We start from the raw sequence: 24,532 nt of genomic DNA, 5'->3' as shown, positions 1-24,532 counted from the left end.
CATATTTTATACGAAAATGTAGTATAATAGTTATATATAATACCGTTACTTTTTTTAAATGGGTATACTGTTTTTCCATTTCTATTAATTTTAAGGGTATTCATAACATTATTTAAATACAAGGAGATGATATACCATGGAAAAAATTCTTATCGTTGAAGATGATAACAGCCTTTCACAATTATTGGAATTCCAACTGAAATATGCTCATTACGATACAGTCATTACCCCCAGGGGAGAAGAAGCGATTAAATTAATAAAAGAATACGATTATAACTTAATCATTTTAGATATCATGTTATTAGATGGAAGTGGAATTGACGTCTGTAAAGAGATCAGAACTTTTTCTGAAGTTCCTATAATCATGCTAACAGCTAAAGACAGTATCAACGACAAAATTTCTGCCTTTGATGCTGGGACCGATGATTATTTGACTAAACCATTTGAGTTTGCCGAACTTTTAGCTAGAATAAAAGCTAATACTAAACAATCTAAAAATTCTCAACCTAAAATTCTTACTCATAAAGGAATAACTATATTTTTAGACACATATAGAGCTGAAAGAGATGGAGTCGAATTAAATTTAACAAAAAAAGAACTAAAAATATTACAACTTTTATTAGAAAATAAAGGAAAGGTAATCAGTAAAGAAGAAATTATCAATAAACTATGGCAAGGTTTTTATGAAGAGAACAATAATATTGTATCAGTGTATATCAACTATCTTAGAAATAAAGTAGATAAAGATTTCCCTGAAAAACTAATTGAAAATGTTAGAGGTATAGGATACATAATAAGGTAATTTATGGATAAGCACATTTCTATTAAACGGACCGTAATTAACTCCTACCTATCATCTATGTTGACCATTTTATTTTCCATCCATATAGTGGTCATTATAGTGTTTTTAAATTGGGAAAATAGAAGAATTCAATCTGAAATAAATAAAACCGCTCTTATTGTTCATAAAGAATTAGAAACAGTTGAACATTTAAGTAAAAATTCTACTATCAAATTAATCAACAGCAAAATGGAAGAATTTGCCATAACGCAAGGAAGTCAACCTTCCTTACATATCAATTTAATATATGAAAATATCTTCTTTTCTACAAAATCAAATGAATCTGTTAATAACTTTAAGAGAGAGTTAGGAAATTTTCAGTATATATTGAATAGTAAAAATGCCTTAATTATAAAAAATTTATTATTACAATTTGAAGATAAAAAGATCTATCTTCAAATCTATTCTAACTCAGATGAAGTGAAAAATGATACCATAGCTCTTATGAATTCACTTTTCTTTTCTAGTATTTTTATCATAATGATCTCCCTGGGTGTAGTGAGAAAGATCGATAGGGTCATCCAATCTCCCATACAAGAGATCACTAAGACTGTAAAAAAAATTAATAAACATGATCTGAGTGACAGAATAACTATTATAAATAAAAATAACGAACTGGGAAAGCTCTCAATAGTTATAAACGAGATGATCGATCGATTAGATATATCATTTAAATCTCAAAATAAATTTATTTCCAATGCCTCCCATGAACTCAGAACACCTTTAGCAGTAATTAAAGGCTATGCTGACCTCTTAGATGCTGGAGCAAAATCTGACCCTATTATGGTTAATCGGGGTATTACGGAAATTTTAACAGAAGTTAAAAATATGGAAAATCTTTTAAAAAAACTACTGTTTTTAGCTCGCAAAGAAAATAAAATGTTAAAGAATAATATTGTCCCATTTGAAATTTCTTCTTTAATCCAGGAGCTCATTGAAAAACAACAATTCATTGATAAAGATCACAATTATAAAATTATACGAAATAAAATTTCTATTTTAAAAATTGATAAAGATCTGATCCTTCAAGCATTAAGGGAACTATTAAAAAATAGTTCTAAATATACACTTGAAAATCGCGACATTTCCATCGATTCATTTCATAGAAGAAAATCTCATTATATAGTAGTAAAAGATCAAGGTAAAGGAATCCCAAAAGAAAACTTAAAACATGTTTTCGAAAGATTCTATATCCAAGATGAAAGTCGAAACAGACAAAAAAATAGCTTTGGTTTGGGTCTTTCTACTGTAAAAGACATAATCGAACTACATGGGGGAAATATCTATATTGAAAGTGAATTCAATAAGGGGACTACTGTAACTATAGAACTTCAAAATTCTTTAAAATAAAGAGGAGAGATGAAATATTATCATCACTCCTCCTTTTTTTATAACTTATATTTTATTTTCCTATTTTTTTTGTTAAATTTTCTATTTTTTCTTTAACAGCTTCATCTCTTGGATCAATTTCATAGGCAGCTATATACTCTTTTATTGCTCTTTTTAAGCGTCCCATTCTTTCATACTTTATAGCAAATTCTACATGTGCATCATAAATATCAAAGTCTAAAAATATTGATAAGTCATAGGCTCTAATAGCGTCTACTATTCTTCCTATTCTTGAATAAGCATTTCCTAATAAAAAATATACAAATGGAGCTTCTGGATCTATATCTAAAGCTTTATTAAAAAGTTCTATAGCCTCTAAAAAATCATCTTTTTCATAATAAAGATAACCCATATATGCCATATATTCCGAATTCTTAGGATCTAATTCCAACACTTTTTTGTAAACTTTTATGGCATCATCTGTTTTTTTTTGAAAACAAAGTATTGCTCCTAACTCCTTCAATGCCATACGATTATTTGGATTAAAAATTAGTTCTGATCTAAGATCTACTCTTCTCTCATCTAGGTTTTCTACCTCATTAATTTCCATAAATATTGCTGTTCTTAACATTTCTCTCTCCCCCCGATTCTAAAAAAAGTATCACAACTCCTTATTCTACTGTTACAGATTTAGCTAAATTTCTAGGTTTATCTACATCTACATCTCTATTTACAGCTGCATAATACGATAATATCTGCAACGGTATCACATTTATTACTGGTGAAAATAATTCATCTATTTCTGGTATATAAATAACCTCGTCTGATATTCCTGATATTTCTCTATCTCCTACAGTTGCTATAGTCAATATTTTTCCACCTCTAGCTCTTACTTCCTCAATGTTTGATTTAACTTTATCATACGTATCACTTTTAGTAGCTATTGCAACTAATGGACACTCTTCATTTATAAGTGCTATTGGACCGTGCTTTAATTCTCCTGACTGGTACCCCTCTGCATGGATATATGAGATCTCTTTTAGTTTCAAAGCTCCTTCATAAGCTATTGCAGTGTTTATATTCCTACCTATAAATATACTAGATACTACATCATCCAATATTGAGGCTTTTTCTTTGATACTTTCTTCTATTTCTAAAATTTTCTCTATAATATTTGGCAATTTTCTTAAATTTTCAATTATATATTTTCTTCTTTTTACATCTAATATATCTTTTTTCTCACCTAGATATAAAGTTAAAATATACAACGCTATTAATTGTGACACAAATGCTTTAGTAGAAGCTACTCCGATCTCTAAACCTGCGTTGGTATATATTGTCCCATCCGCTTCCCTAGATATAGTGCTTCCCATTACATTTATTATCCCGATAGTTTTAGCGCCACTTTTCTTAGCCTCTCTTAACCCTGCTAATGTATCAGCCGTTTCCCCTGATTGAGATATCAATATCACTAAGTCTGTCTTAGCAATTATAGGATTTTTATATCTAAATTCAGAAGCAACTTCTACTTCTACAGGTATTCTTAGTTCCTGTTCTATCATATATTTTCCTACTAAAGCAGCATGATAAGATGTTCCGCACGCTACCATATGAATCTTAGTTATATTTTCTATTTCCTCTTCTGTCAATGTGATTTCATCTATGATGGCACTATCGCCTTTTATCTTCCCGTTTAAAGTATCTGTGATTACCTTTGGTTGTTCATGTATCTCTTTTAAAGTAAAGTGATCGTAGCCCCCTTTTTCAGCGGCTTCCAACGACCATTCTATCTTTGTCTCTTTTGTTGATTTTTCATTTTTTTCTAAATCCCATATCTTTACTTCGTCTTTTTTTAATAAAGCTACATCTCCATCTTCTAAAAATATTACTCTATCAGTATATTCTAGGATTGCCGGGACGTCTGAGGCTATATATTTTTCTTCTTTTCCTAATCCTATGACTAATGGTGATCCCTTTCTTGCTGCTACCAATAGATCTGGCTGATCCGATGAAATCACTCCTATTGCATAGGCTCCATCTAGAATTGGTAATATTTTAAATACAGATTCTAATAGATCTCCAGTATAGTTATCTTCTAATAAATGAACTATAACTTCTGTATCAGTATCAGACAAAAAATTGTACCCTTTATTTTTCAATTTTTCTCTTAATTCTGCATAATTTTCTATTATTCCATTATGCACTAGAGATAATTTATTATCCTGTGAGTTATGAGGATGAGAATTTCTAGTACTAGGTACTCCGTGAGTTGCCCATCTAGTATGTCCTATACCTACGTGACCTAAGATTTCTTTGTCTTTTATTATTTCACCTAAATTTGCTAATTTACCTACTGATTTAAATGTTTTCATAAGGCCATCGTTGTCTAAAATTGAGATACCAGCTGAATCATATCCTCTATATTCTAATTTTGATAACCCACTATACAAGACTTCTTTAGTTTTTTTGTTTCCTATGTAACCTACAATTCCACACATTTTTTACTTCCTCCTAAAATATTTGATTTTAAATGTTCGCTTAGATCTACTGATCTAAAAGGTATATTTTAAAAGAAAATAGCCACTAGAAGATTTTTGTAATAACCATCACCGATTATTTTTGTTCCTTCTTTAGGTTGTGACAACCTCTAGGGTACCCGCCGATTTTCGATTTTCCCTAGCCCTCGTCAACTTCTCATCTCAAACCCTATCCAAGGTTGAGAACGCATTCAGAAGTTCAGGCGCTTTTTTATTTTTTTATTCTCTTTTAAATTCCTTATATCCTATTGTATAAAAAAAATAGAAACTATGTCAACTAACAATCTATTGATTTTTGTTTTTAAAAAATAGAAATACTTTTTTTTATTATTTTTTTCACGTTTCAATGGTATTATACTATGTTTTTGTACTATTTAAAAGGTTAAAATTAACTTTTTTTAATGTTTTGTATTGTTTTCAAACTATATAAAAAAAGCTACTCAATTGAGTAGCTTTTCGATATTTTTTATAATGCTGCTTTTGCAGTTTCTGCTAATTTAGCAAATTCTGCTGCATTGTTTACAGCTAAGTCAGCTAAGACTTTTCTATCTAAAACAATTCCAGCTTTCTTTAATCCATTCATGAATTTAGAATAAGTTACTTCGTTTAATCTCGCCGCAGCGTTTATTCTTATGATCCATAATTGTCTCATTTTTCTTTTTCTAACTTTTCTATCTCTTGTAGAGAAAGCTTCTGCTCTCATTACAGCTTGGTTAGCTTGCTTGAATACGTCACCAGACGCACCTCTAAATCCTTTAGCTCTCTTTAATATTTTCTTATGTCTTTTTCTTCTAATAACACCAGTTTTTACTCTTGACATTGCTTGTTCCTCCTATCTCAAAAATTTGCTTAACATCTATTTAAAGATTATAATTATCTTCCAACTTTACCTGTAGGTAATAATCTTACCATCATTCTAGCAGCACCTTTAGGTAGTACATTATCTTTATTTAAGTTTCTCTTTCTTTTAGTCTTTTTCTTAGTTAAGATATGACTCATTCCTGATTTCTTAGCGATATATTTCCCTGTTCCAGTTACCTTTACTCTCTTAGCAGTTCCCTTGTGAGTTTTCATTTTAGGCATAATAAATATCCTCCTTTCAATTTTATGTTTATTTTTTTAATGGTGATAACATGATAAACTTTTGCGGTCCACCATATTTTTTATCAATAATAGCTTCATCTTTAAAAATTTCAGCTACTTCATCAAGTTTTTTTATTCCTAGTGCAGCATGCATTCTTTCTCTACCAAATAACATAAGACTAGCTTTTACTTTGTGTTCTTTTTCAATGAACTTTCTAATCTTTCCTATTTTAGTTTCAAAGTCATGTACATCTATTCTAGCTTTAAACTTAATTTCTTTAACTACAACTTGCTTTTGATTTTTCTTAGCTTCCTTAGCTTTTCTAGCCTGCTCATATTTATACTTTCCGTAGTCCATAATCTTACATACAGGTGGTTTAGCTGTAGGTGAAACTTCTACTAAATCAAGTTTCTTTTCTATAGCAATGCTTAATGCCTCTCTCGAAGTCATTACTCCTAATTGCTCTCCATCATCCGATATTATTCTTACTTCTCTAGCTCTAATTCTTTCATTAATTCTAGTTTTGATAGAAATAATTGTCACCTCCAAAATTATATAAAAAAAACAGGACATGATAACACGCCCCGTAAAAGTTATTTTTTAAATTAAACTTTCATTTAATTTTAAATTCTTTACATCTTTAATTCATAACCTTGATGCATCTAACATGATCCTAAGATCTAAACTTTCTGTTTAGTGATGATAAGGTGAGAAACGGGCGTCTCTTCTTTTTATATATTTAATTTTTATTTTACAAAACATAATATCACAAAAAAGATATAATGTCAATTGTTTTTATGGTGTACCTAAGAGGAGTCGAACCTCTAACCTTCTGGTTCGTAGCCAGATGCTCTATCCAATTGAGCTATAGGTACACTATTGGGTAAAAAAAAAGCGGTTACAACCGACTTTGTTTTTATATGGCGGAGAATGAGGGATTTGAACCCTCGGTACCCGTTAAAGGGTACACTCCCTTAGCAGGGGAGCGGATTCGACCACTCTCCCAATTCTCCGTATGTGGCGATGAGACTGGGACTCGAACCCAGACCCCTTGCGGGTTCACCGGTTTTCAAGACCGGCTCCTTAGCCAGTTCGGACATCTCACCACTCGACAAGGACTATACTATCATATATATATATGATGGTCAACACTTTTTTTATTTATTTTTATAAAAGTCATGTTTCCCTCTATTCTTGATACTAAAATGATATTTTTTATAACCCTTACGAAGTTTTTTTTAATAATATCAATTTTTATTTTTAATAAAAGTGGATATTTTTCTTATTTACACCTCCCTTTATCAAATAATTCTATCTATATTTTTTCACTTTTAAATTAAAAATTAAACATTATTTATTTAGCGCTAAAAGAAACTTTTTAAAAATCATCTGATTCAAAATCAATATAATTTTTCATAAGATTAAGTCCATCTAAATAAAATAGTTCCCCAAAATGTCATTTTTTTACTATAATTAAAGGAAACTCTTATACTATTTTAGTATATTCTATAATATAGGTTATACCTATCGTTTTTTTATAATGGAGGGAAAGTTGCTATGAAAAATATTATTTTATATAATTCTAGGGAATTATTTTATGAACAAGGATATTTTAAAACAAAAATTTCAGATATAACAAAAAAATCTGGTATTTCTATAGGAAATTTTTATAGATGTTATAATTCAAAGGAAAATTTGCTTTCCCACATAATAAAAAAAGAGTTAAAAATTTATACTGAAGATCTCCGAATTCGAATTCCAAAAGAAGGAGATGATATATTAAAATTAAAGATGATTATGCAATCAATTTTTAATTTCTTAAAAAAAAACCCATTTTTTTTTGCCCTACTTATAGAATTAAAGGCAAATGATGAAAAACTATCCAATATTTCTAAAAAGGATCTCAACTCTTTTTGGGACGAAACAAACCTCTTAACTATAGAACTCCTAAAATATGACGAATACTTTGATAAAGAAAAGGGGGAATTCTTGATTTCTATGATGGAAAGTCAAGTAAGACTTTATATAAGACACCTATTCTCTGGAAATAAAGGGAAATGTAATTCAACAAAGTTATTTTTTTCACATTTAGAGGAGGATATGAATAATATTTCAGAAATTGTTATAAATACTTTTAAATCCCTAAATAAAAATGCAATAAAAAAAACTATTGACCCCTCTACAGGGGCTTATACAAATAAGTATTTTTTTGAACTATTAAGAAAAACTCACGATAATGGACATTCTTTAAATTTAATTTTTTTAGATCTTAAAACTTTTTATACCACTAAAAATCCCCAAAAAATATTTTTTAGAGATAATATTATGACAAATATAGGAATTCTTCTAAAAAAATATTTTAGAAGTACAGATTCAATAGGAAGACTTGGCCCTTCTAAATTCATGATCCTTATTTTAGAAAAAGAGGACATGCACGATATATTTAAAATTGAAATGGGGAAAATTATAGAAGATCTCCAAATTAAATTTCCTTGTATATCTTGGGAAGATATAACCTGGAAACATCTCTATCTAAATTTAAAGGATGATATTTTAGATAAATTCAAGGAATTACATTCCATTAAAAATAACACTATTATTCATTAGGAAAAAAACCTAAACATAATAATAAGATATATCCTATAAAATAAATTTATTTAGTATTTTATGAAATATATGGTATAATATTAGGTAACATTTGGCAAATATAGTGGCGTATTTTGAATTTAATGAGGAGATAATAATGAATGATGTAACAAATAACAATGAAATAATGGAAGAAATAGCTAAGCAATCAATAATCAAGATGGGAAAAAGACAAAAATTAACCGTAAACAACATCTCAACTATCGGAGCTTACCTTGATGCTGAAACTGGAAACACAGACGATAATGTTTTGTTACCAAATAACCAGATCGAAGGGAAAAATATCCAAGAAGGAGACGTTTTAGACGTATTCATATATAGAGATTCTGAAGATAGATTAATAGCTACATTTGAAGCTAGTTTCGCAGTCGCTGGAACTATGGCAAAATTAAAAGTTGTAGACTTAGCTCCATTTGGTGCATTTTTAGATTGGGGATTATCAAAAGATCTTCTTTTACCAAAAGGTCAAGAAGAATGTAGAGTAGAGATCGGACAAACCTATCTAGTAGGATTATTTGAAGATAAAAAAGGTAGAGTTTCTGCTACTATGAATGTATATAAATTTTTATTACCTAACTTTGATTTAGAAAAAAATGAATTGATAGTGGGGACAGTATATAGAGTAGTTCCTGAAATTGGTATATTTGTAGCTATAGAAGACAGATACTACGGACTTATTCCTAACAATGAATTCTTTGGTACTTATAAAGTAGGAGATGAAATCCAAGCTCGTGTAATTAGGACTAGAGAAGATGGAAAAGTTGACCTTAGCCCTAGACTGCTTGCTCATGTGCAGATGGATAAAGACGCTGCTATGATTTTAGAAAGCATTCAGACTAACTACCATAAAAAATTAACTATCAGTGATAAAAGTTCTCCTGAAGATATCAAAAGAGAATTTGGCCTTAGTAAAAAAGCTTTTAAAAGAGCTATTGGTGGATTATTAAAAAATAGACTTATTGAAAAAACAGAAGCTGGCTTTCAATTAACTGAAGATGGAAAAAATCATAAATAGATAATAAAAAAGGAAAACTACAATTAGTTTTCCTTTTTTTAGTTATTCCCCCCTTAACATTTCTTCGATTTCATCTAAAATTTTAAAAGGGTATTTAAGTTTTTCTAATTTTTCCTCATTAGTATATCCAAATAAATCATGATGTCCCAAAGAATCACTTAATTTAACTACTCTAGCATCTAAACTAGCTCTTAAATCTGAAAGTTCAATTTTTTTCAAATCTTTCCCCTTGTTAGTAGCATATAAAAATATTCTATTATCCTGATCTAAAAATGCTCTTTTTATATACTGCACAGATTCTTCCATAAAAATTTTTTCTACTATAAGTTCTTTTTTTATTAGATGCATTTTCCCCCCTACAAATCTATACTTTTTTCTATAATTTACAATTTTATTTTTATTATTAATTTAATCGATCATTAAAACAGTATATACTATACCACTTAAAGCATAATTAAGACAACCGAAACACAACTTATTAAACAATAAAGTTGTTAAATATGGTTCTATTTTCCCCTAATAGGCTCCTGCCTTTCCTCATCTTTTAAAACTGAAAAATTTATATGGCAATATCCACTCGGATTTTTTTCCAAGTATTCTTGATGAAACTCCTCAGCATCATAAAATTTATCTAACTTTTCAATTTCTACAACTATAGGTTTTGAATAACTTTTCTTCTGATCTTTCATATATTGCTTTATTTTCTCTTTATCTCCTAGATCTATATAATATACTCCAGTCCTATACTGGGTCCCTATGTCTCCTCCTTGTTTATTTAATGAAGTTGGATCTATTATTCTAAATAGATGATTTAGTATCATTCTTAATGATAATATCTTTTCATCATATTCCAAATAACACGCTTCTACGTGCCCTGTTTTCCCAGTACATACTTCTTTATAAGTAACCTCGTCTGTTTTTCCATTAACATAGCCTGATTTGGTCTTCATAATTCCTTTCACTCTTTTAAAATAAGCTTCTACACCCCAAAAACATCCACCAGCTAATACTATTTTTTTCATCAGAACCACCTCTTAATATAAGATATACCACAAATTCTATATAATAAAAACCTTCCTTCTACATAATTTGTGTAGAAGGAAGGTTTTTTATTATATATTTGATATTTTTTTACAAGTTCTCACTAATTGAGCGGTATAAGACATCTCATTGTCATACCAAGCCAAAACCTTTATTATCTGGTGTCCATCTACTGTCATAACAGCTGTACACTGTGCGTCAAATAAAGACCCATAGTGCATTCCTATACAATCAGAAGAAACGATTGGATCCTCTGTATACCCTAGTGTTTCATTGGATGCTTCTTTCATTGCTCTATTAATGTCTTCTACTTCTACTTTTGTTTTTAATCTAACCATAAGGTCTATACAAGAACCTGTTACAGTAGGTACTCTTATGGCTGCTCCTCCTAATTTCCCATCTAGATGTGGTATTACTTTTCCTAAAGCCTTAGTTGCTCCTGTTGTTGTTGGAACCATATTTCCCGCTGCTGTTCTTCCTCTTCTTGAATTAATTCCTTTTTTATGAGACCCATCTAAAGTGTTTTGATCATTTGTAAAAGCATGGACAGTTGTCATATATCCTCTAATTACTCCAAATTTATCATCCAATACTTTTACAATTGGAGCTAAACAATTTGTTGTACAAGACGCTCCTGATATTATTGTTTCACTTCCGTCTAGTATATCATCATTTACATTGTATACAATTGTTTTTATATCTCCAGAAGCTGGTGCTGATATAACTACTTTTTTTGCTCCGGCATCTATATGAGACTGTGATTTCTCCTTTGAAGTATAAAATCCACTACACTCTAAAACTACATCTACACCTAATTTACCCCATGGTAAATTTACTGCGTTTCTTTCTGTAAATACAGCCACTCTTCTACCATCAATTACTATATCATCCTCTGTATGCTTTATTAAATCTTCTTTAAATCTTCCTTGAGCTGTATCATATTTTAATAGATAGGCCGCTGTTTCTGATCCACTCATACTATTTATTGCCACTACCTCAAATTCAGGATTATCTTCCATCATTCTGAACGCTAACCTTCCAATTCTTCCAAAACCATTTATTGCTATTTTTACTGACATGTTTCCCCCTTAAAAATATATTTTAATTTTTCACATCTTAATATAACCCTTTTAGACATTAAAAGTCAACAAAAAGATAATAAAAAGAGCATTTTTTAATCTTTTTACGGTTAATTATTGTACACTTACAAAGGAAGGATGATTTAATCTCAAAAATTATAGATTTTAAATAAAACAAAAACCTCCCTAAGTTATAGAGATAATTTCTCTAATAACTTAGGAAGGTTTAATTTAAATCTAATTAATCAACTTATAGATTAAACTAAGCTTCTACTGAAACAGACTTTCTAGAATCTTTTATTAATTTAATAGCTGTGTATAATACTACTGCTATTACTACTTTAGTCAATACTGCAATTGGTAAGCCCGTAACTAAGTAAGCTGCGATAACTACTCCTACAACACCAAACATCATGTTCATTAAAGTCGCTTTTCTATTATAAGCCCCAGCTTTAATAAACTTTACACTTGCTGCTGGCATAAGATATGCACAAGAACCCATCATAACTGGAAATGCTACTAATGGACTTAGACCTAGAGCATATACTAAAGCCATACAAGGTGCATATAGACCTATTCCTAAAGTCATAAGAGCTCCTAATATGAAGTTTCCGACTACAGCTATAACCAGCTTAATTCCAGATAGTCCTACTGCTTCTCCCCCACCTTGAATCAATCCTAACTGCTGTGCAACCATTATCAATACGACTATTACTAATGCTGATCCCATATATAATTGTACTTTTCTCTCATTTAGCTTAGCAACATACCCTGCTCCTAATATTGCTCCTAAAGTTGCTGCCACTAGCATAGAAATCAACGTAATTGGTTCAACTTCAACTTTTTTTATAAATATAAAAGCTTCCGCCATTACAGGTATAGTCATTGCTGTATTTAAAGTTCCAGGTAATATTCTGTCATGAACCAAATTAAACTGCTTAAAAAGTGCCGTCATCGGTGCAAATCCACCGATACCTAATGTATCAAAGAAATTTACTCCTAAACCTATTCCTGCATGTGCTACTGTACTACCTTCATCTACCCCAGCATTATTCATTTTAAACTCTTTGTAATCTTTAGCAAAAACAACTAAATACCAAATACCCATAATTGCTAAAATTCCCAGTAATATTTGTACCATAATTTTTCCCCCTCTTTTATTTTATTTTATTTTGTTCATTATTTCTAATTCAGCGAAAACCCATATTTCAATGGATCTGTTGGATCTACATATAGATGGTTTACTCCAGTTATGTAAGCACTTGCTGTAATTTGTGGAGTTACATATTTTACTCCATCTTTTTCAGATGTTTCTAATATTTCACCAATAAATTTAGTTTCAATTATACTTTCATAAACAAATTTTTCCCCTTTTGCTAACTTTCCTTTAGTAAATAAAGTAGCCATCTTAGCACATGTTCCTGTACCACAAGGTGATCTATCTACTTGACCTTCCCCAAATACCACTACATTTTGTAATGTGGCATCTTTACTCTTTGCTGGTCCATACATCTCTACCAGATCAATTGTCTTGATATGATCTAATTCAGGGTGTTTTACTGTAATTTGCTCATTAGCAGCTTTTAATATTTTCACACCTAATTCACATAGTTTATTTGTATTAGTTGGACATATATCTACTCCTAATTGAGAAGCTTCTAATATAGCGAAAAAACTTCCTCCAAATGAAACATCTACTGTTAAAGTTCCAATTCCTTCTACATCTATCTTAACGCCTTCTTTATGTAAAAACGCCGGGACATTAGTAAATGTTACTTCTAAAGCCTTTCCATCTTCTACTCTAACTCTACCTCTTATTAGTCCTGCAGGAGATTCTAGTGTTATATTTGTATATGGCTCTGTAACTTCTACCATTCCCATCTCTACTGCAACTGTCATTGCACCGATAGTTCCATGACCACACATATTTAGGTAACCTCCTCCATCCATGAAGATTATTCCTAAATCTGCTTCATCTATTGTAGGAGTTACTATGATTGATCCAAACATATCTGCGTGACCTCTAGGCTCATGCATGGCTAATGTTCTTACGTTATCTAGATTATTTTCTAAGTAACTTTTCTTTTCTGCCATTGTTTTCCCAGGGATTTTTGGTACTCCACTAATGATTATTCTAGTCGGTTCTCCCATTGTGTGTGAATCTACAGCTATTATCTGTTTATTGATTTTCATTCTGTCTGCCCCCTTCTTATTTTAAGCTTTAACATCGCTAAAGCTTTTTTTGCATCTAAGTAAGTCATGTTGTTTTCTCCAACAACTTCTGTTTCGATACCATCTTTACTTTTATTTATATCCACTATAGTGTCCATATATTTATTTTTAACTACAAATTCCGCCTGTGTTCCTACAAAGCTAATTCCAACTACTGGAATCTCCCGTTCACCGATCTCCCTCATAGTGTTTTCATAGTCAACATGACTATTCCCCCATCCATCCAGTGAAAAAATAACACCGTCTGCTCTCATGGCTTCTATTAAATTTGCAACTCTTTTACCTACGAAATTTTTCTCTTCATTTAATTGTGGAGTTCCTACTAATATTATACCTAATAGATCTACATCTGAGTCTTTAGATACAATATCTAATAATGGATCTCTAAAGTGATGCAGTGTTGTTTCCTTTGTTGAAGGTCCAATTCCCATAATAACTCCTCCTAATGCATAGCTTTTATAGCTCCATCTCTATATTCGTTTGGAGTTAATAGTACAGGCATATTGTATAACTCAATTATAGATTTTCCTCCTGAAAATCCAGACGGTTCTCTAGAAAAAAGTCTTGTATCATACATAGCTCCCTGTCCTGCAACTTGCTTTAGTATAACTACTTTTTGAGCCCCTGGTTTTATCTCGTCATAAAATTCACATACTTCTGTGCAAGTTCTTCCATTCAAGGTTTTTAACTGTTTTCTTATCTCTTGAATAAGGTTATCGCATATTTCATGACACTGGTTTATTCCTTCTCTTGTTTTAGTTCCACCTGATGTTAGAGTTAAGTCTAAATGAATAATTATATCTGTATCTTGAGGAGTTCCTGCTCTTCCAAATACTACTTGCTCCGACAATATTCCTTCTGAAGAACCAAATTCTGCAACCTGGATTCCGTCTTCATCAGCACCTGTTATCATAACGCTTACACCTGTTAATGTATGGGTTATTCCTTCACCTATGTTCCCTAATACCTTTGTTGAGACAGGAATAAAATCCATAATAGAATTAACAAACTTATCTTTTTTATTTGGCTTTATTATTTCAATTTTTAATTCTTTCACATACTTTAAACCATGTTTTATCTCTAAAACTCTAAATTCAGTTCCTAGAGATAAAACATTATTAAAGATTGAAGTGGCTTCCGAAAAAACCACTTCCTCTATGTGAAAAGCTTTAATTTGCAATTTACGCCTTTTTAAGCTCTTCATATTTTGCTCCTTTAAAAACTCTACTTATACCTTTGCGATATACTCAAATGGTAATGGTACAATCTTACCTGGCGTTTGTATTGTTACTAAGTTTTCTAAAGTTGCCTTTAAAATCTCTAGTTGCATCTTGTGATCATTTGGTGCACCTGCATTTGCTCCCATTGGTACATTTGGTGCTACTGCTCTTGGTGTTCCAGTTTGTCTTACAACTGGTGGTAATGCTGCTATGATTATTGTAGGAATTCCCGATTCCTCAATTGCTCTCTGTACAAGTACAGCAGAACGGTGACAAGTCCCTCAGCCAGCAGTTAATACTACAGCATCGACACCCTCTGCTTTAAACTTTGCAGCAATGGCAGGACCAGTTTCGTTTTTAAACTTCTCTTGGTTTCCACCTCCACCCATAAATCCAGCATGGATTTCTGCTACTTCTTTGATAAATCCCTCTTTAGCTAATTCATTTAATGGGTCTACTGGGAACATACAATTAATGTCTTTGTTTACATCACCATTATCATATCCACCATGAGATACCATCATATCAGATGTAAGTGCATCTCCTGGAATAAATCTATATGTGAAATCTCCAGCAAAATTAAATCTTTCTTGTGTTTTTAAATGTACTCCTGCAGCAGTTGCTAAACCTATTTTCATCTCATTTAAAGGTTTAGTTACTGGCGTCCAAACAGATTTAGGAGTGATTGGTACAAATATTTCTGATTGCATACCTTTTATTGCCATTCTATTTTCCTCCTCTATTATTTTTCTTTATATTACTTACATATTTTTCATTTACTTCTCCAGACATTACTTCTGGAAAACTCATATTAAATTCTACTTCTTGACCTATTTTTAGATCATAATCAGTAACTAACATTCTCATAGGTACACTTAGATGTCCTAATCTACCTTTTAAATCCATAGCTACAGCACCATCTGAAATGTGTACTATAATACCTTGCATCTTTATTAATCTATCTCCATATTTCATAATTTACTCCATATTTCATAATTAAGATCTACTTAGTTTTTAATTTTTCCGCTCTTTTTTCACTCATAGGAATAGAAGTTTCATTTAAAACTCTTTCTATCTTTATTCCTTCATGAGCTTCTACAGTTTCTAAGTTTAACTCTTTAACATTTGGATTCCACTTTCTTTCAGGTCCTTTAACTTCTGAGCCACCCATAGCAGATTTTAACATTCCAAGTGCTCTTAAAGCGTCCTCTTTACATAAAGTGTTACAAGCAAGTACTTCATTTTCAATACCTTCTTCAGATTTGTTATTATCTACCATGTATTCCATATATTTATTTCCTACAACTAATGCACCTTGAACTGCTGAAAATGACATTCCTACTACTTTCATTCCTCTCATTCCAATTTGCTCAATATGACTTGCGAAGTCGATATGATTATTTCCAAATCCTTCAGTTGTTACGATAGCTCCTTCTACATCTAAAGCTTCAACTGTCATACCTAATCTTTCAGATACATAGAATTTTTCAGAGTTAACTTGTGGACTTCCAACAAATATAACTGCACATAAATCTATTTCAGGGTCATTCATTGCTTCAATTACTAATGGTTCTCTATAATAATGTCTAGTACATTCTTTTGATGCTGGGCCAATACAAGTTAATGCATGAACTCCTCCATCTAATACTTCAAGTGGTGATAAAACGATTGGTAAGTTTCCTAAATCAACATTTGGCTTTCCACCCATTATTCCTGCTGGTTCCTTTGGCAAAATAATGTTGTCATGCATTGCACCTTGTCCCATTATTTCTTTTATTACTACTACTTTTTTCTTTCCTGGTCTTCTATATTGAACTAATTCTTCAGTTTCTACTACTAAAGTTTCATCAGCTTTCTTTAATACGTTTCTTATCTCTTGAGTGATAAAATCACTTGCTGTATGAGCTGCTAACGGCCCAGGTCTTTCCATATTTGTTCCAGCTTTAATTGTAACTGTAGTTTTGATGAATATATCCCCTTTATCAGGTGATCCAGGTCTATTCCACATGATGTTTTCAGATAAGATTCCTTCAGATGATCCGAATTCTCCTATTTGTACACCATCTTCATCTACACCTGTTACCATCATGATAACACCATCGATTACTCTTGTAGTACCTGTTCCTAAGAAGTTATCTTCTTCTTTTGTAGCTATTGGTTGTACATCCATGATTGTTTCACTGTAAGTATCATACTCAGCTGGAGTAATTATATCTACAGTCATAGATGTTACTAACTTTTGAGATTCTACAGCTTCTAATTCTACACCTTTTCTTACAGTAAGAGTAGTTCCCTCTATTTTAGTTTCATCTCCGAATGCTACTTTTTCTATTTTAAAATGCTTCTTAGTTAAAGATCTTAATTTTCTTTCAGGTAATACAGCTGCAGTTTCAGTTGTTGCAGAAGTTTCTTTTACTTCTACAATTTGTGCCACTGGTGCAGTTGTTGCTGGAGTAGATACAGCTTGAGTTCCAAACATTGGAATTTCTAAGTTGATATCTTTTCCTTCACCTATATGAATTTTTAACATTCCACCATTTAATGATGTTGTCATTGAAGCAGGTGCTACAGTTTCAGTCGTTACTATTGGTGTTTTTATTATTTCTTCCTTCACCTCTTCTTTTACATCTTCAGTTAGTGAATTAAGCCCCTCAAACATATCTGCCGTTAATGGTGTTAATGCGTCTGCAGTTTTAATTAATTTTGCTCCTAAAACCTCACCTATTTTTAATGTTTTTTCATCTAATTTTAATAGTCCTGACTCTTCTAAGTCAAAGAATATAGCTGGGTCCTCTAAGTTTGAAGGCTCGATTATTGTTCCAGCCTCAAATCTACAACAACTTACAGCGTAATCCATTGCATGCTCTTTTGCAGTTTCTAAAGTGATTGACATGTTTTCCTCCTGATTTTCTTTTAAGATTGAATCAACATAAAAGTTAACTCTCTATTATATATATAATTTATTTTTTCTTACTTCTATAAATTTTGTGTCTTGCACCACGTAATACGTGATCGGTACTATGATATACAGGTACTCCCAACCTAGGAGCTACAGTCATTACCGTATTCGTTCAGTCTTCGCAAGTTCCTGTTATTATCACTTCTGCACCTTGTTTCTTCAAAAACAATACTTTTTCTGCTTGCCCTGGACAAATTCCTGGCTTATCGCATCTATATCTGCCATTAACTTCTACCATCCTCTTACACTTAGTTTCTGCTACCACTTCTCCACCCATACCGTGAGCTATTTCAGTTAACCTTTTTTCATCAGCTCCACACTCACAAGCAATTATTCCGACTTTTCTCGTATCTTTTGGATACGGCATTGCCACTAATATACCGCCTGTAGTTTTAGTTATTGGTGCATCTTCAGTTATAGCTTTTCCTGTAAATGGACCTCCAGCAACTATTTCTCCATAAGGAAATATATAGCCACCACTTTTTTCAATATATTCTTTTACAGAAGCTCCAATTGGAACATTTAAAAATACTTTACCTTTTTCAGCGTTTACTACTCTTCCACCTACTGTTACATCTTTATCAATAACAGGTTTTCTATCTTCTATTGCTAACACTAAGTTCTTTAATGTTTCTACATTAAATACTACAGCATTTGCTTTAGATGGAAGTTCTCCTGGTTGTAATTCTATTCCCAAAACTTCTCTAACAATTACTCTTTCATCTCCAGCAGGATACATATTTGGCAACCATTTTATTTCTATGTTTTCATAGTTTTTCAAAACTTTACCAATAGCCATAGCAGCTTTAAGATACTTAGTCTTCATAGCGATATAACCTATCTCAGATCCTGTAGATTCCATGGCATATTTAACACCTTTTACTACAAGTTCTGGATTTTTTTCCATTAACTCTACATTATGAGATAATACTGGTTCACACTCAGCAGCATTGGCCAGTACATAACCTCCATCTAGTTTTGTGGATAATTTAATGTGACTTGGGAAACCTGCCCCACCTGATCCTACTATTCCTGCTTCAAATGCATATTCAGAAATACTTTCACATTCTTTTATTTTTAAATAATTATTAGAATTTTCTCCAGTTTGTTGAATCTCTATATAGGAATCGGTTATTTTTTTCACTATACCATTTATACTAGAGTGTATTTTACATCCCAATGAAATTGGTTCAGCTATACATTGACCCCTCTTCACTTCCTCATCTATCTTAACGATTGATTTAGAAGGAGCTCCAACTGCCATTTTTAGAACAAACTTGAATTTTTTCATACTCATTAAATTTTCACCCCCTTAAATTTAAACTTCTTATGTTCATACTTGTATTTTTTCATCTAAGTGAATCTTTGCACAGTTATATATTCACATATTTTTTATATTACGTCAAGAATTAATTAGAATTTTTTTTAAAAAATTTAACTCCTCTTTTAGATCCCAATAATTACAATAACTGTTCTGTAATAGACTAAAATATTTAATTTCTGATGATTTAAATATAGTTTTCACATCCATTTTTTCAAAAAAAACTAGAGATCATAATTTGTGATCCCCAGTTCTACTTTAATTTATATAATACTTCTATTTTCTTCATATCCTTTTATTTCTTTTTATTTTCTTCTGTTTCCTATATAATCAGCCAATTCCATATGCCATTTTGCCTTATCTCCAAAAGTATCAAACATTATTTGCTTAGCTTCTTCTATTTTCCCTATCAAGATTTCCTTGGTTTTTTCTATTCCAAAAATCGATGGATAAGTAGACTTTAATAGTTCCCTATCGCTTCCTACAGGTTTTCCAATCTCTTCAAAAGTTCCCTCGATATCCAAAATATCATCCTTTATTTGGAAAGCCAATCCAATTAATTCTGCATATTTTTTTAGAACTTCCTTTTTATGGTCCTCTATCCCTGCAATTATACAAGCACATTCTATTGGTAACATCAATAATTTTCCGGTTTTATGAGTGTGAATATATTGCAGTGTTGGAAGATCTATTTCTTTTCTTTCAGATTCTACATCTACCATCTGTCCACCTATCATCCCATTTACCCCTGCATAAGTAGAAGTCAGTTTAACCATCTCTACTATTTTAGATGGCTCAAGATCTTCTCTAGTTATCAAATTAAAGGCATGGGTTAGAAGTGCATCTCCTATCAATATAGCTTCTGCTTCTCCAAATTTTTTATGGGTTGAAAATTTCCCTCTTCTATAATCATCGTTATCTAAAGCTGGTAGATCATCATGAACCAATGAATAGGAATGGATCATCTCTATAGCTACACTCATAGGCAATCCATTTTTTTCCTGGACACCTAATAAATCTAGCGTCATTAAAAGTAAAATTGGTCTCAATCTCTTTCCACCATTTAATACAGAATATTTCATCCCTTCAGCTATGATTTTTGGATATTTAATTTCATCTAAATATTCCTCAATGACTAGATCTACTAAAGTTCTTTTTTCCTTTAAGTATTCTTTCATCATTCTCCTCCTATTCAAAATCTTTTATTATAATTTCACCATTTTTTTCCATAACCTTCTTTACTTTTCCTTCTGCTTTTTCTAATATAACACTAGATTTAGACAATAATTTCATTGCTTTTTCATATTCTTTCATAGATTCATCCAAATCCATTCCACTTTCTAACTTTGATATTATCTGGTCTATCTCGCTTATATTTTCTTCAAAAGTATTTACTTTGGCCATTTCTTATTCCTCCTTATCTTCTACTTCTCTGTATTCCTTAAAATCATATGTTTTTTCTATTTTTTCTGATAGATCTAACTTTTTTTCTATAACTCGTCTATTTTTTATATGAGTTATAGTTTTTTCTATTTTTTCAATATAATTATATCCTAAATTATGTATTAAAACTAGTTTTGATAGTTCAAAACTACCTCTTGAAGATAAAGCTTCAAAATCTTTATCCTTTAATATATAACCTTTTTCTAAAAACAATTTCATTCCCTCTAAATAATTATTTTGAATTATTTTTACCATTAGACTGAATTCTCCTCCAGTATAATCTAAATCTGCACCTTTTTCTATGAGCATTTTCATTATCTCCAAATCTTTTGATAATATACTTAACAACATAGGTGTGAAACCTTGGATCTCAATATCTAGCTTTACATTTTTATCTAATAAAACTTTAATCATAGGTTTATTCCCATCAGCTACTACGTGATAGATAGGGCTTTGTAATTCGACATCTGCACCTTTTTCTATTAAACGTTTAAAAATATCAAATTCATTCTCTATAATAGAGTAAATTAGAGGTGTAACTTTCAACCTATTTTTTTTATCTACACTTTCTCCTAATTTGGCATTATTACTTACTAATAATTCTACCATATCTAGATCTTTATTTTTTATAGCTATCAACAATGGTGTTACTTCATCCTCAGTTTCAGCCTCTATGTTCCCTCCTAATTGTATTAATTTTTCCACATTTTTCACTTTTTTATGTTCACAAGCAAAAAGTAAAAGATCATCTAATTTATTTTTTTTCTTACTCTTAGATATATATTTTTCAATAATTTCTCCATCATCTAATAGCGATATAATAGTCTTTATATTCAATTGGCTAGAATAATTTTCCATTAAATATTTAATCCCATTCTTTCCTCCATCTATATGGTAAAGTTTGATCAGTAGTTTTGTAGGGGATTTTACACTATGTTTTTTAGAAATTTTATGTTCAGATTTAAATCTGCCATTTAATATTACCAAAATATCACCTATATTTTTCTTTTGTTTTCCCATTATATATTTTTTATCTAGATTTTCAAATTCTATCAAGGAAATTTTTTTAGAATTTATTTTTTTATCTGACAAAACTCTCACTTCATTAGCTAAATCTAAAGCTGTATTATTTTTTTCTACTTCTTGTTCCAACCTTTTTATTAATGGTATTACCTCTGATTTAATTGCATATTCAAAACTTTTCTCTAATTCTCCATCCATCTCAAATAATTGTGAGAGTTTTTCATAATTTTCACTTTTTTCATAATATTTTTTTGCTTTTTCATAATTTTTATTTTCAAAAGCATGGTCACCTATCTTATCTATTACTACATATTTTTCCAAACAACGGGATAACGAATCCTCATTATTTACAATATATTCTATGGATTTTTTCTCATTATATTCGTTAAAAAATTTATCAGCTTTTAATTCATTTTCTGCTTTTTTTATATATTTTTTAGCTCCTGCTTTTTTAAAAGCTGCAATAGCTTCTGAAAATAGTTTTTGGTTCAAAAACTCTTTTCCCTCTTTCAAAAAATCTAATTCTCCACTCTTTAGAGTAAAGTTCCTTTTTCCCTCTATTGTCATAGGAACCAAATAGTCTTTTAATTTCTTTAGTAAACAAACATCTTCATCTTCTTCCATAAAAAGAAGCCTTTTTCTAGCTCGAGTTAAACCCACATATAACAGATTAAAATAATATCTGTATAATTGATTTGTTTTGGCCCCTTTAGAAAAAATAACCTCCCAGTATTTTTTTAACTCTGTTCCAAAATTATAAAGTACCACTGAATCAAATTCTAGTCCTTTTATATCCTGTACTGTCAATATTTTATTAGCTAATTTTGGTAACGCTCTCCTTAGAGCTTCTTTAGTTTGATTAGTTGGAACTAGTATTATAACTGTATTTTCTTCTAATTCTTTTAAAAAATTATTATCTTTTTTATAGACATATACATCTTCACCTTCTAATATAGAAGCTTCTTTATAATCTTCTCCTAATCTACCTATATATTCTCCCCTAAGATCACTTAATTTATTAGCTAAATCTACTATTTTTTTTTGACTTCTATAATTTTTACCTAACTGTTTTTCTATATACTTATCTTTATAAAATAAAGACTTTACCCTAGAAAAACTGAAATAAGTCGGGTTTATAATCTGATGAATATCTCCAGATAACAATAAATTTTTTCCATTTTTCACTAATTTTTTTAACATATATATTTCAATCTCTGTTAAATCCTGTACTTCATCACAGATTATACAATCAAAAATCTCTTTACCTTCAAATATAACCCTTCGAGCCAAATCATTTTCATCCATATAACTATTTTCAATAAGCCATTTTTGATAATCAAGGGTAACTTTGTATATCTCTTTTCTTAACTCTTCATTATATACTGTATATTTTTTATTTAACAATAAATAATCAACCTGGGGTATAAGCCTTTCTTTTAAATCCCTATCCCAATTTCCTGCTCCCTTAGCTCCCATACTTCCCTTTATCGTTCCTCTTATTTCTTGATATAATTCTAGATATTCAATCCCTTTAGGGATCGTTGGATTATATTCATAAATAAATTTTTCAAATATTTTTAGTCCCATAGGTTTTTCTTTCTGTTGCTTTTCATATAATTCCTCTAAAGAATAAAATTCAACCATCTTTTTACAATTAGGATTTCTAAACTTTTCATACATTTCATAAGCTTTTTCCTTTAAAGGCTGAGTAAATGTTATGTATCCTACCTTTAAATCTTGTCGTTCCTCTAATTCTAAAGTTTTTCTAATAGCTACTGTAGTTTTTCCACTTCCAGCACTTCCTTTTAAAAATAATGGAAATTCACTATTTAAAATTTCATACTGCTCATCATTTAAGTGATAGTATGTATACTCATCATCATTTTTTATTAACTCCACTAAATTTTCATCAGAAGTAACTTCATACATTATTTTTGAATTTATTTTATTATAACTATCTCTTATCTCTTCTTCCGTTCTTTCTCCTTTCTCTATTTTTTCTTTATTTATTTGTAGATCAAAATCATTTAATTCTAAATGACTTTTCCCCATCCTATCTCCATTAGTTATCACCATATCATGTTTTCCAAAAGATAATAGCACTAACTCTTTTTCCCCATAACCTAACCTTTTTATACTTCTAAATTCAAATAGTATTCTATCACCACTATTAACTCTAAGTTCGTATAAATTCTCTCTTAATTTTTTCACCCAAAATCCTTTAGGTGCATCAAAAATCATCTTCTTATTTATGAATATTTCTCTATAAAAATATTCTAATCTATTTTTTACTTGGTTTATTTTTTCTTTAGGGATATTTTTAAAAAAATCCCTAGTTATTAAAAATCTCATATGTAAATACTCCTAATTTTATGTCCTCATTCTTATTATACAATACTAAACTACAATATATATTTTATTTTTATTCAAATTTTATGATAAACTATATTATGATAAACTTTTATAGTTTACCTTCGTTATTTTCATTTATTTATCTAAATGAAATCTTTAATTTTGTATACAATAATATCAATACTTTATCGACATTTTTTTAATTCAGTCCTAATATTATTAGGCTCACTATGTTATATTATGGGAGTTATAAATATGAAAAAAATTTATTTTATCACTTTAATATTTTTTATCTCTATAAAAAGTTTTTGCCTATCATTTTTTGATCCTGCTATAAGTCGTATCTTAACCTATGTAGATAAAGACGGAGCCAATAACTATGCTTTCATTCGTGGAATAACAGAAGAACA

Annotated in this window: 23 protein-coding genes and 3 tRNA genes; 4 read left to right on the top strand and 22 right to left on the bottom strand. The window is 30.3% G+C overall.

Annotation, left to right across the window (positions count from 1 at the left end):
- Positions 1–136: 136 nt before the first annotated feature.
- On the top strand, positions 137–802 hold the full coding sequence (locus WBG30_RS04370; protein WP_424503419.1) for a response regulator transcription factor: 666 nt from the start codon (positions 137–139) through the stop codon (positions 800–802).
- A 3-nt stretch (positions 803–805) separates the two neighbouring features.
- The gene (locus WBG30_RS04365; RefSeq protein WP_424503418.1) at positions 806–2,191 is read left to right on the top strand and encodes a sensor histidine kinase; all 1,386 of its coding nucleotides are present in this window, start codon (positions 806–808) and stop codon (positions 2,189–2,191) included.
- A 52-nt stretch (positions 2,192–2,243) separates the two neighbouring features.
- Here WBG30_RS04365 and WBG30_RS04360 read toward each other — a convergent pair whose 3' ends face one another.
- The 8 genes from WBG30_RS04360 to WBG30_RS04325 all read right to left on the bottom strand — a co-directional run bounded on the left by WBG30_RS04360 (position 2,244) and on the right by WBG30_RS04325 (position 6,897).
- Positions 2,244–2,801, bottom strand: a complete 558-nt coding sequence (locus WBG30_RS04360) for a tetratricopeptide repeat protein (protein ID WP_424503417.1) — start codon at positions 2,799–2,801, stop codon at positions 2,244–2,246.
- Positions 2,802–2,841: 40 nt separating this feature from the next.
- Entirely contained in the window at positions 2,842–4,668 is a 1,827-nt protein-coding gene (gene glmS, locus WBG30_RS04355; RefSeq protein WP_424503416.1) for a glutamine--fructose-6-phosphate transaminase (isomerizing), read from the bottom strand.
- A 505-nt stretch (positions 4,669–5,173) separates the two neighbouring features.
- Positions 5,174–5,527, bottom strand: coding sequence for a 50S ribosomal protein L20 (gene rplT / locus WBG30_RS04350; protein ID WP_028855099.1), 354 nt, complete (start codon positions 5,525–5,527; stop codon positions 5,174–5,176).
- A 53-nt stretch (positions 5,528–5,580) separates the two neighbouring features.
- Entirely contained in the window at positions 5,581–5,790 is a 210-nt protein-coding gene (rpmI, locus tag WBG30_RS04345) for a 50S ribosomal protein L35 (protein ID WP_424503415.1), read from the bottom strand.
- Between the two features lie 28 nt (positions 5,791–5,818).
- Positions 5,819–6,364, bottom strand: a complete 546-nt coding sequence (gene infC / locus WBG30_RS04340) for a translation initiation factor IF-3 (RefSeq protein WP_424503414.1) — start codon at positions 6,362–6,364, stop codon at positions 5,819–5,821.
- A 225-nt stretch (positions 6,365–6,589) separates the two neighbouring features.
- Positions 6,590–6,666, bottom strand: a tRNA-Arg gene (locus tag WBG30_RS04335).
- A 46-nt stretch (positions 6,667–6,712) separates the two neighbouring features.
- A tRNA-Ser gene (locus WBG30_RS04330) sits at positions 6,713–6,804 on the bottom strand.
- A 5-nt stretch (positions 6,805–6,809) separates the two neighbouring features.
- Positions 6,810–6,897 (bottom strand) — tRNA-Ser (locus tag WBG30_RS04325).
- Positions 6,898–7,348: 451 nt separating this feature from the next.
- On the opposite strand from WBG30_RS04325, the gene WBG30_RS04320 reads away from it, so the two are divergent.
- Together WBG30_RS04320 and WBG30_RS04315 are read left to right on the top strand one after the other, a co-directional pair.
- Entirely contained in the window at positions 7,349–8,398 is a 1,050-nt protein-coding gene (locus WBG30_RS04320) for a TetR family transcriptional regulator (RefSeq protein WP_424503413.1), read from the top strand.
- Between the two features lie 190 nt (positions 8,399–8,588).
- Positions 8,589–9,452: a CvfB family protein gene (locus tag WBG30_RS04315; RefSeq protein ID WP_424503431.1), complete on the top strand. Its 864-nt coding sequence runs from the start codon at positions 8,589–8,591 to the stop codon at positions 9,450–9,452.
- A gap of 42 nt (positions 9,453–9,494) precedes the next feature.
- Here the strand turns inward: WBG30_RS04315 and WBG30_RS04310 are convergent, their stop codons facing one another.
- From WBG30_RS04310 to WBG30_RS04245, 14 genes are all read right to left on the bottom strand, one after another.
- Positions 9,495–9,800: a hypothetical protein gene (locus tag WBG30_RS04310; RefSeq protein WP_424503412.1), complete on the bottom strand. Its 306-nt coding sequence runs from the start codon at positions 9,798–9,800 to the stop codon at positions 9,495–9,497.
- Positions 9,801–9,958: 158 nt separating this feature from the next.
- Positions 9,959–10,474 (bottom strand): peptide-methionine (S)-S-oxide reductase MsrA, encoded by a 516-nt coding sequence (gene msrA / locus WBG30_RS04305; protein WP_424503411.1) that lies wholly within the window; start codon positions 10,472–10,474, stop codon positions 9,959–9,961.
- A gap of 90 nt (positions 10,475–10,564) precedes the next feature.
- Positions 10,565–11,572 (bottom strand): type I glyceraldehyde-3-phosphate dehydrogenase, encoded by a 1,008-nt coding sequence (gene gap / locus WBG30_RS04300; RefSeq protein WP_424503410.1) that lies wholly within the window; start codon positions 11,570–11,572, stop codon positions 10,565–10,567.
- Positions 11,573–11,834: 262 nt separating this feature from the next.
- Positions 11,835–12,713 (bottom strand): sulfite exporter TauE/SafE family protein, encoded by an 879-nt coding sequence (locus tag WBG30_RS04295; protein WP_424503409.1) that lies wholly within the window; start codon positions 12,711–12,713, stop codon positions 11,835–11,837.
- A 44-nt stretch (positions 12,714–12,757) separates the two neighbouring features.
- The gene (locus WBG30_RS04290) at positions 12,758–13,765 is read right to left on the bottom strand and encodes a proline racemase family protein (RefSeq protein ID WP_424503408.1); all 1,008 of its coding nucleotides are present in this window, start codon (positions 13,763–13,765) and stop codon (positions 12,758–12,760) included.
- On the bottom strand, positions 13,762–14,235 hold the full coding sequence (locus WBG30_RS04285) for a glycine/sarcosine/betaine reductase component B subunit (RefSeq protein WP_424503407.1): 474 nt from the start codon (positions 14,233–14,235) through the stop codon (positions 13,762–13,764). Before WBG30_RS04285 ends, WBG30_RS04290 begins: the two co-directional genes overlap by 4 nt.
- Before the next feature lie 11 nt (positions 14,236–14,246).
- A complete protein-coding gene (gene prdD / locus WBG30_RS04280; protein WP_424503406.1) occupies positions 14,247–15,008 on the bottom strand; it encodes a proline reductase cluster protein PrdD in 762 nt (253 codons plus the stop codon).
- Between the two features lie 24 nt (positions 15,009–15,032).
- A complete protein-coding gene (gene prdB, locus WBG30_RS04275) occupies positions 15,033–15,749 on the bottom strand; it encodes a D-proline reductase (dithiol) protein PrdB (protein ID WP_424503405.1) in 717 nt (238 codons plus the stop codon).
- A 1-nt stretch (position 15,750) separates the two neighbouring features.
- Positions 15,751–15,999 carry a CBO2463/CBO2479 domain-containing protein gene (locus tag WBG30_RS04270; protein WP_424503404.1) on the bottom strand — a complete coding sequence of 83 codons (249 nt, stop codon included), beginning with the start codon at positions 15,997–15,999 and terminating at the stop codon, positions 15,751–15,753.
- A gap of 28 nt (positions 16,000–16,027) precedes the next feature.
- Positions 16,028–17,917, bottom strand: a complete 1,890-nt coding sequence (prdA, locus tag WBG30_RS04265) for a D-proline reductase (dithiol) proprotein PrdA (protein WP_424503403.1) — start codon at positions 17,915–17,917, stop codon at positions 16,028–16,030.
- A gap of 67 nt (positions 17,918–17,984) precedes the next feature.
- Positions 17,985–19,274, bottom strand: a complete 1,290-nt coding sequence (gene prdC / locus WBG30_RS04260; protein ID WP_424503430.1) for a proline reductase-associated electron transfer protein PrdC — start codon at positions 19,272–19,274, stop codon at positions 17,985–17,987.
- A 335-nt stretch (positions 19,275–19,609) separates the two neighbouring features.
- Positions 19,610–20,485 (bottom strand): polyprenyl synthetase family protein, encoded by an 876-nt coding sequence (locus tag WBG30_RS04255; protein WP_424503402.1) that lies wholly within the window; start codon positions 20,483–20,485, stop codon positions 19,610–19,612.
- A gap of 7 nt (positions 20,486–20,492) precedes the next feature.
- Entirely contained in the window at positions 20,493–20,708 is a 216-nt protein-coding gene (gene xseB, locus WBG30_RS04250; RefSeq protein WP_424503401.1) for an exodeoxyribonuclease VII small subunit, read from the bottom strand.
- A 3-nt stretch (positions 20,709–20,711) separates the two neighbouring features.
- Positions 20,712–24,122 (bottom strand): ankyrin repeat domain-containing protein, encoded by a 3,411-nt coding sequence (locus WBG30_RS04245; RefSeq protein ID WP_424503400.1) that lies wholly within the window; start codon positions 24,120–24,122, stop codon positions 20,712–20,714.
- Between the last annotated feature and the right edge of the window lie 410 nt (positions 24,123–24,532).

The organism is Psychrilyobacter sp. (genome assembly GCF_049671765.1).
GTDB lineage: Bacteria > Fusobacteriota > Fusobacteriia > Fusobacteriales > Fusobacteriaceae > Psychrilyobacter.
This window is presented reverse-complemented; position numbering and strand designations above follow the sequence as displayed.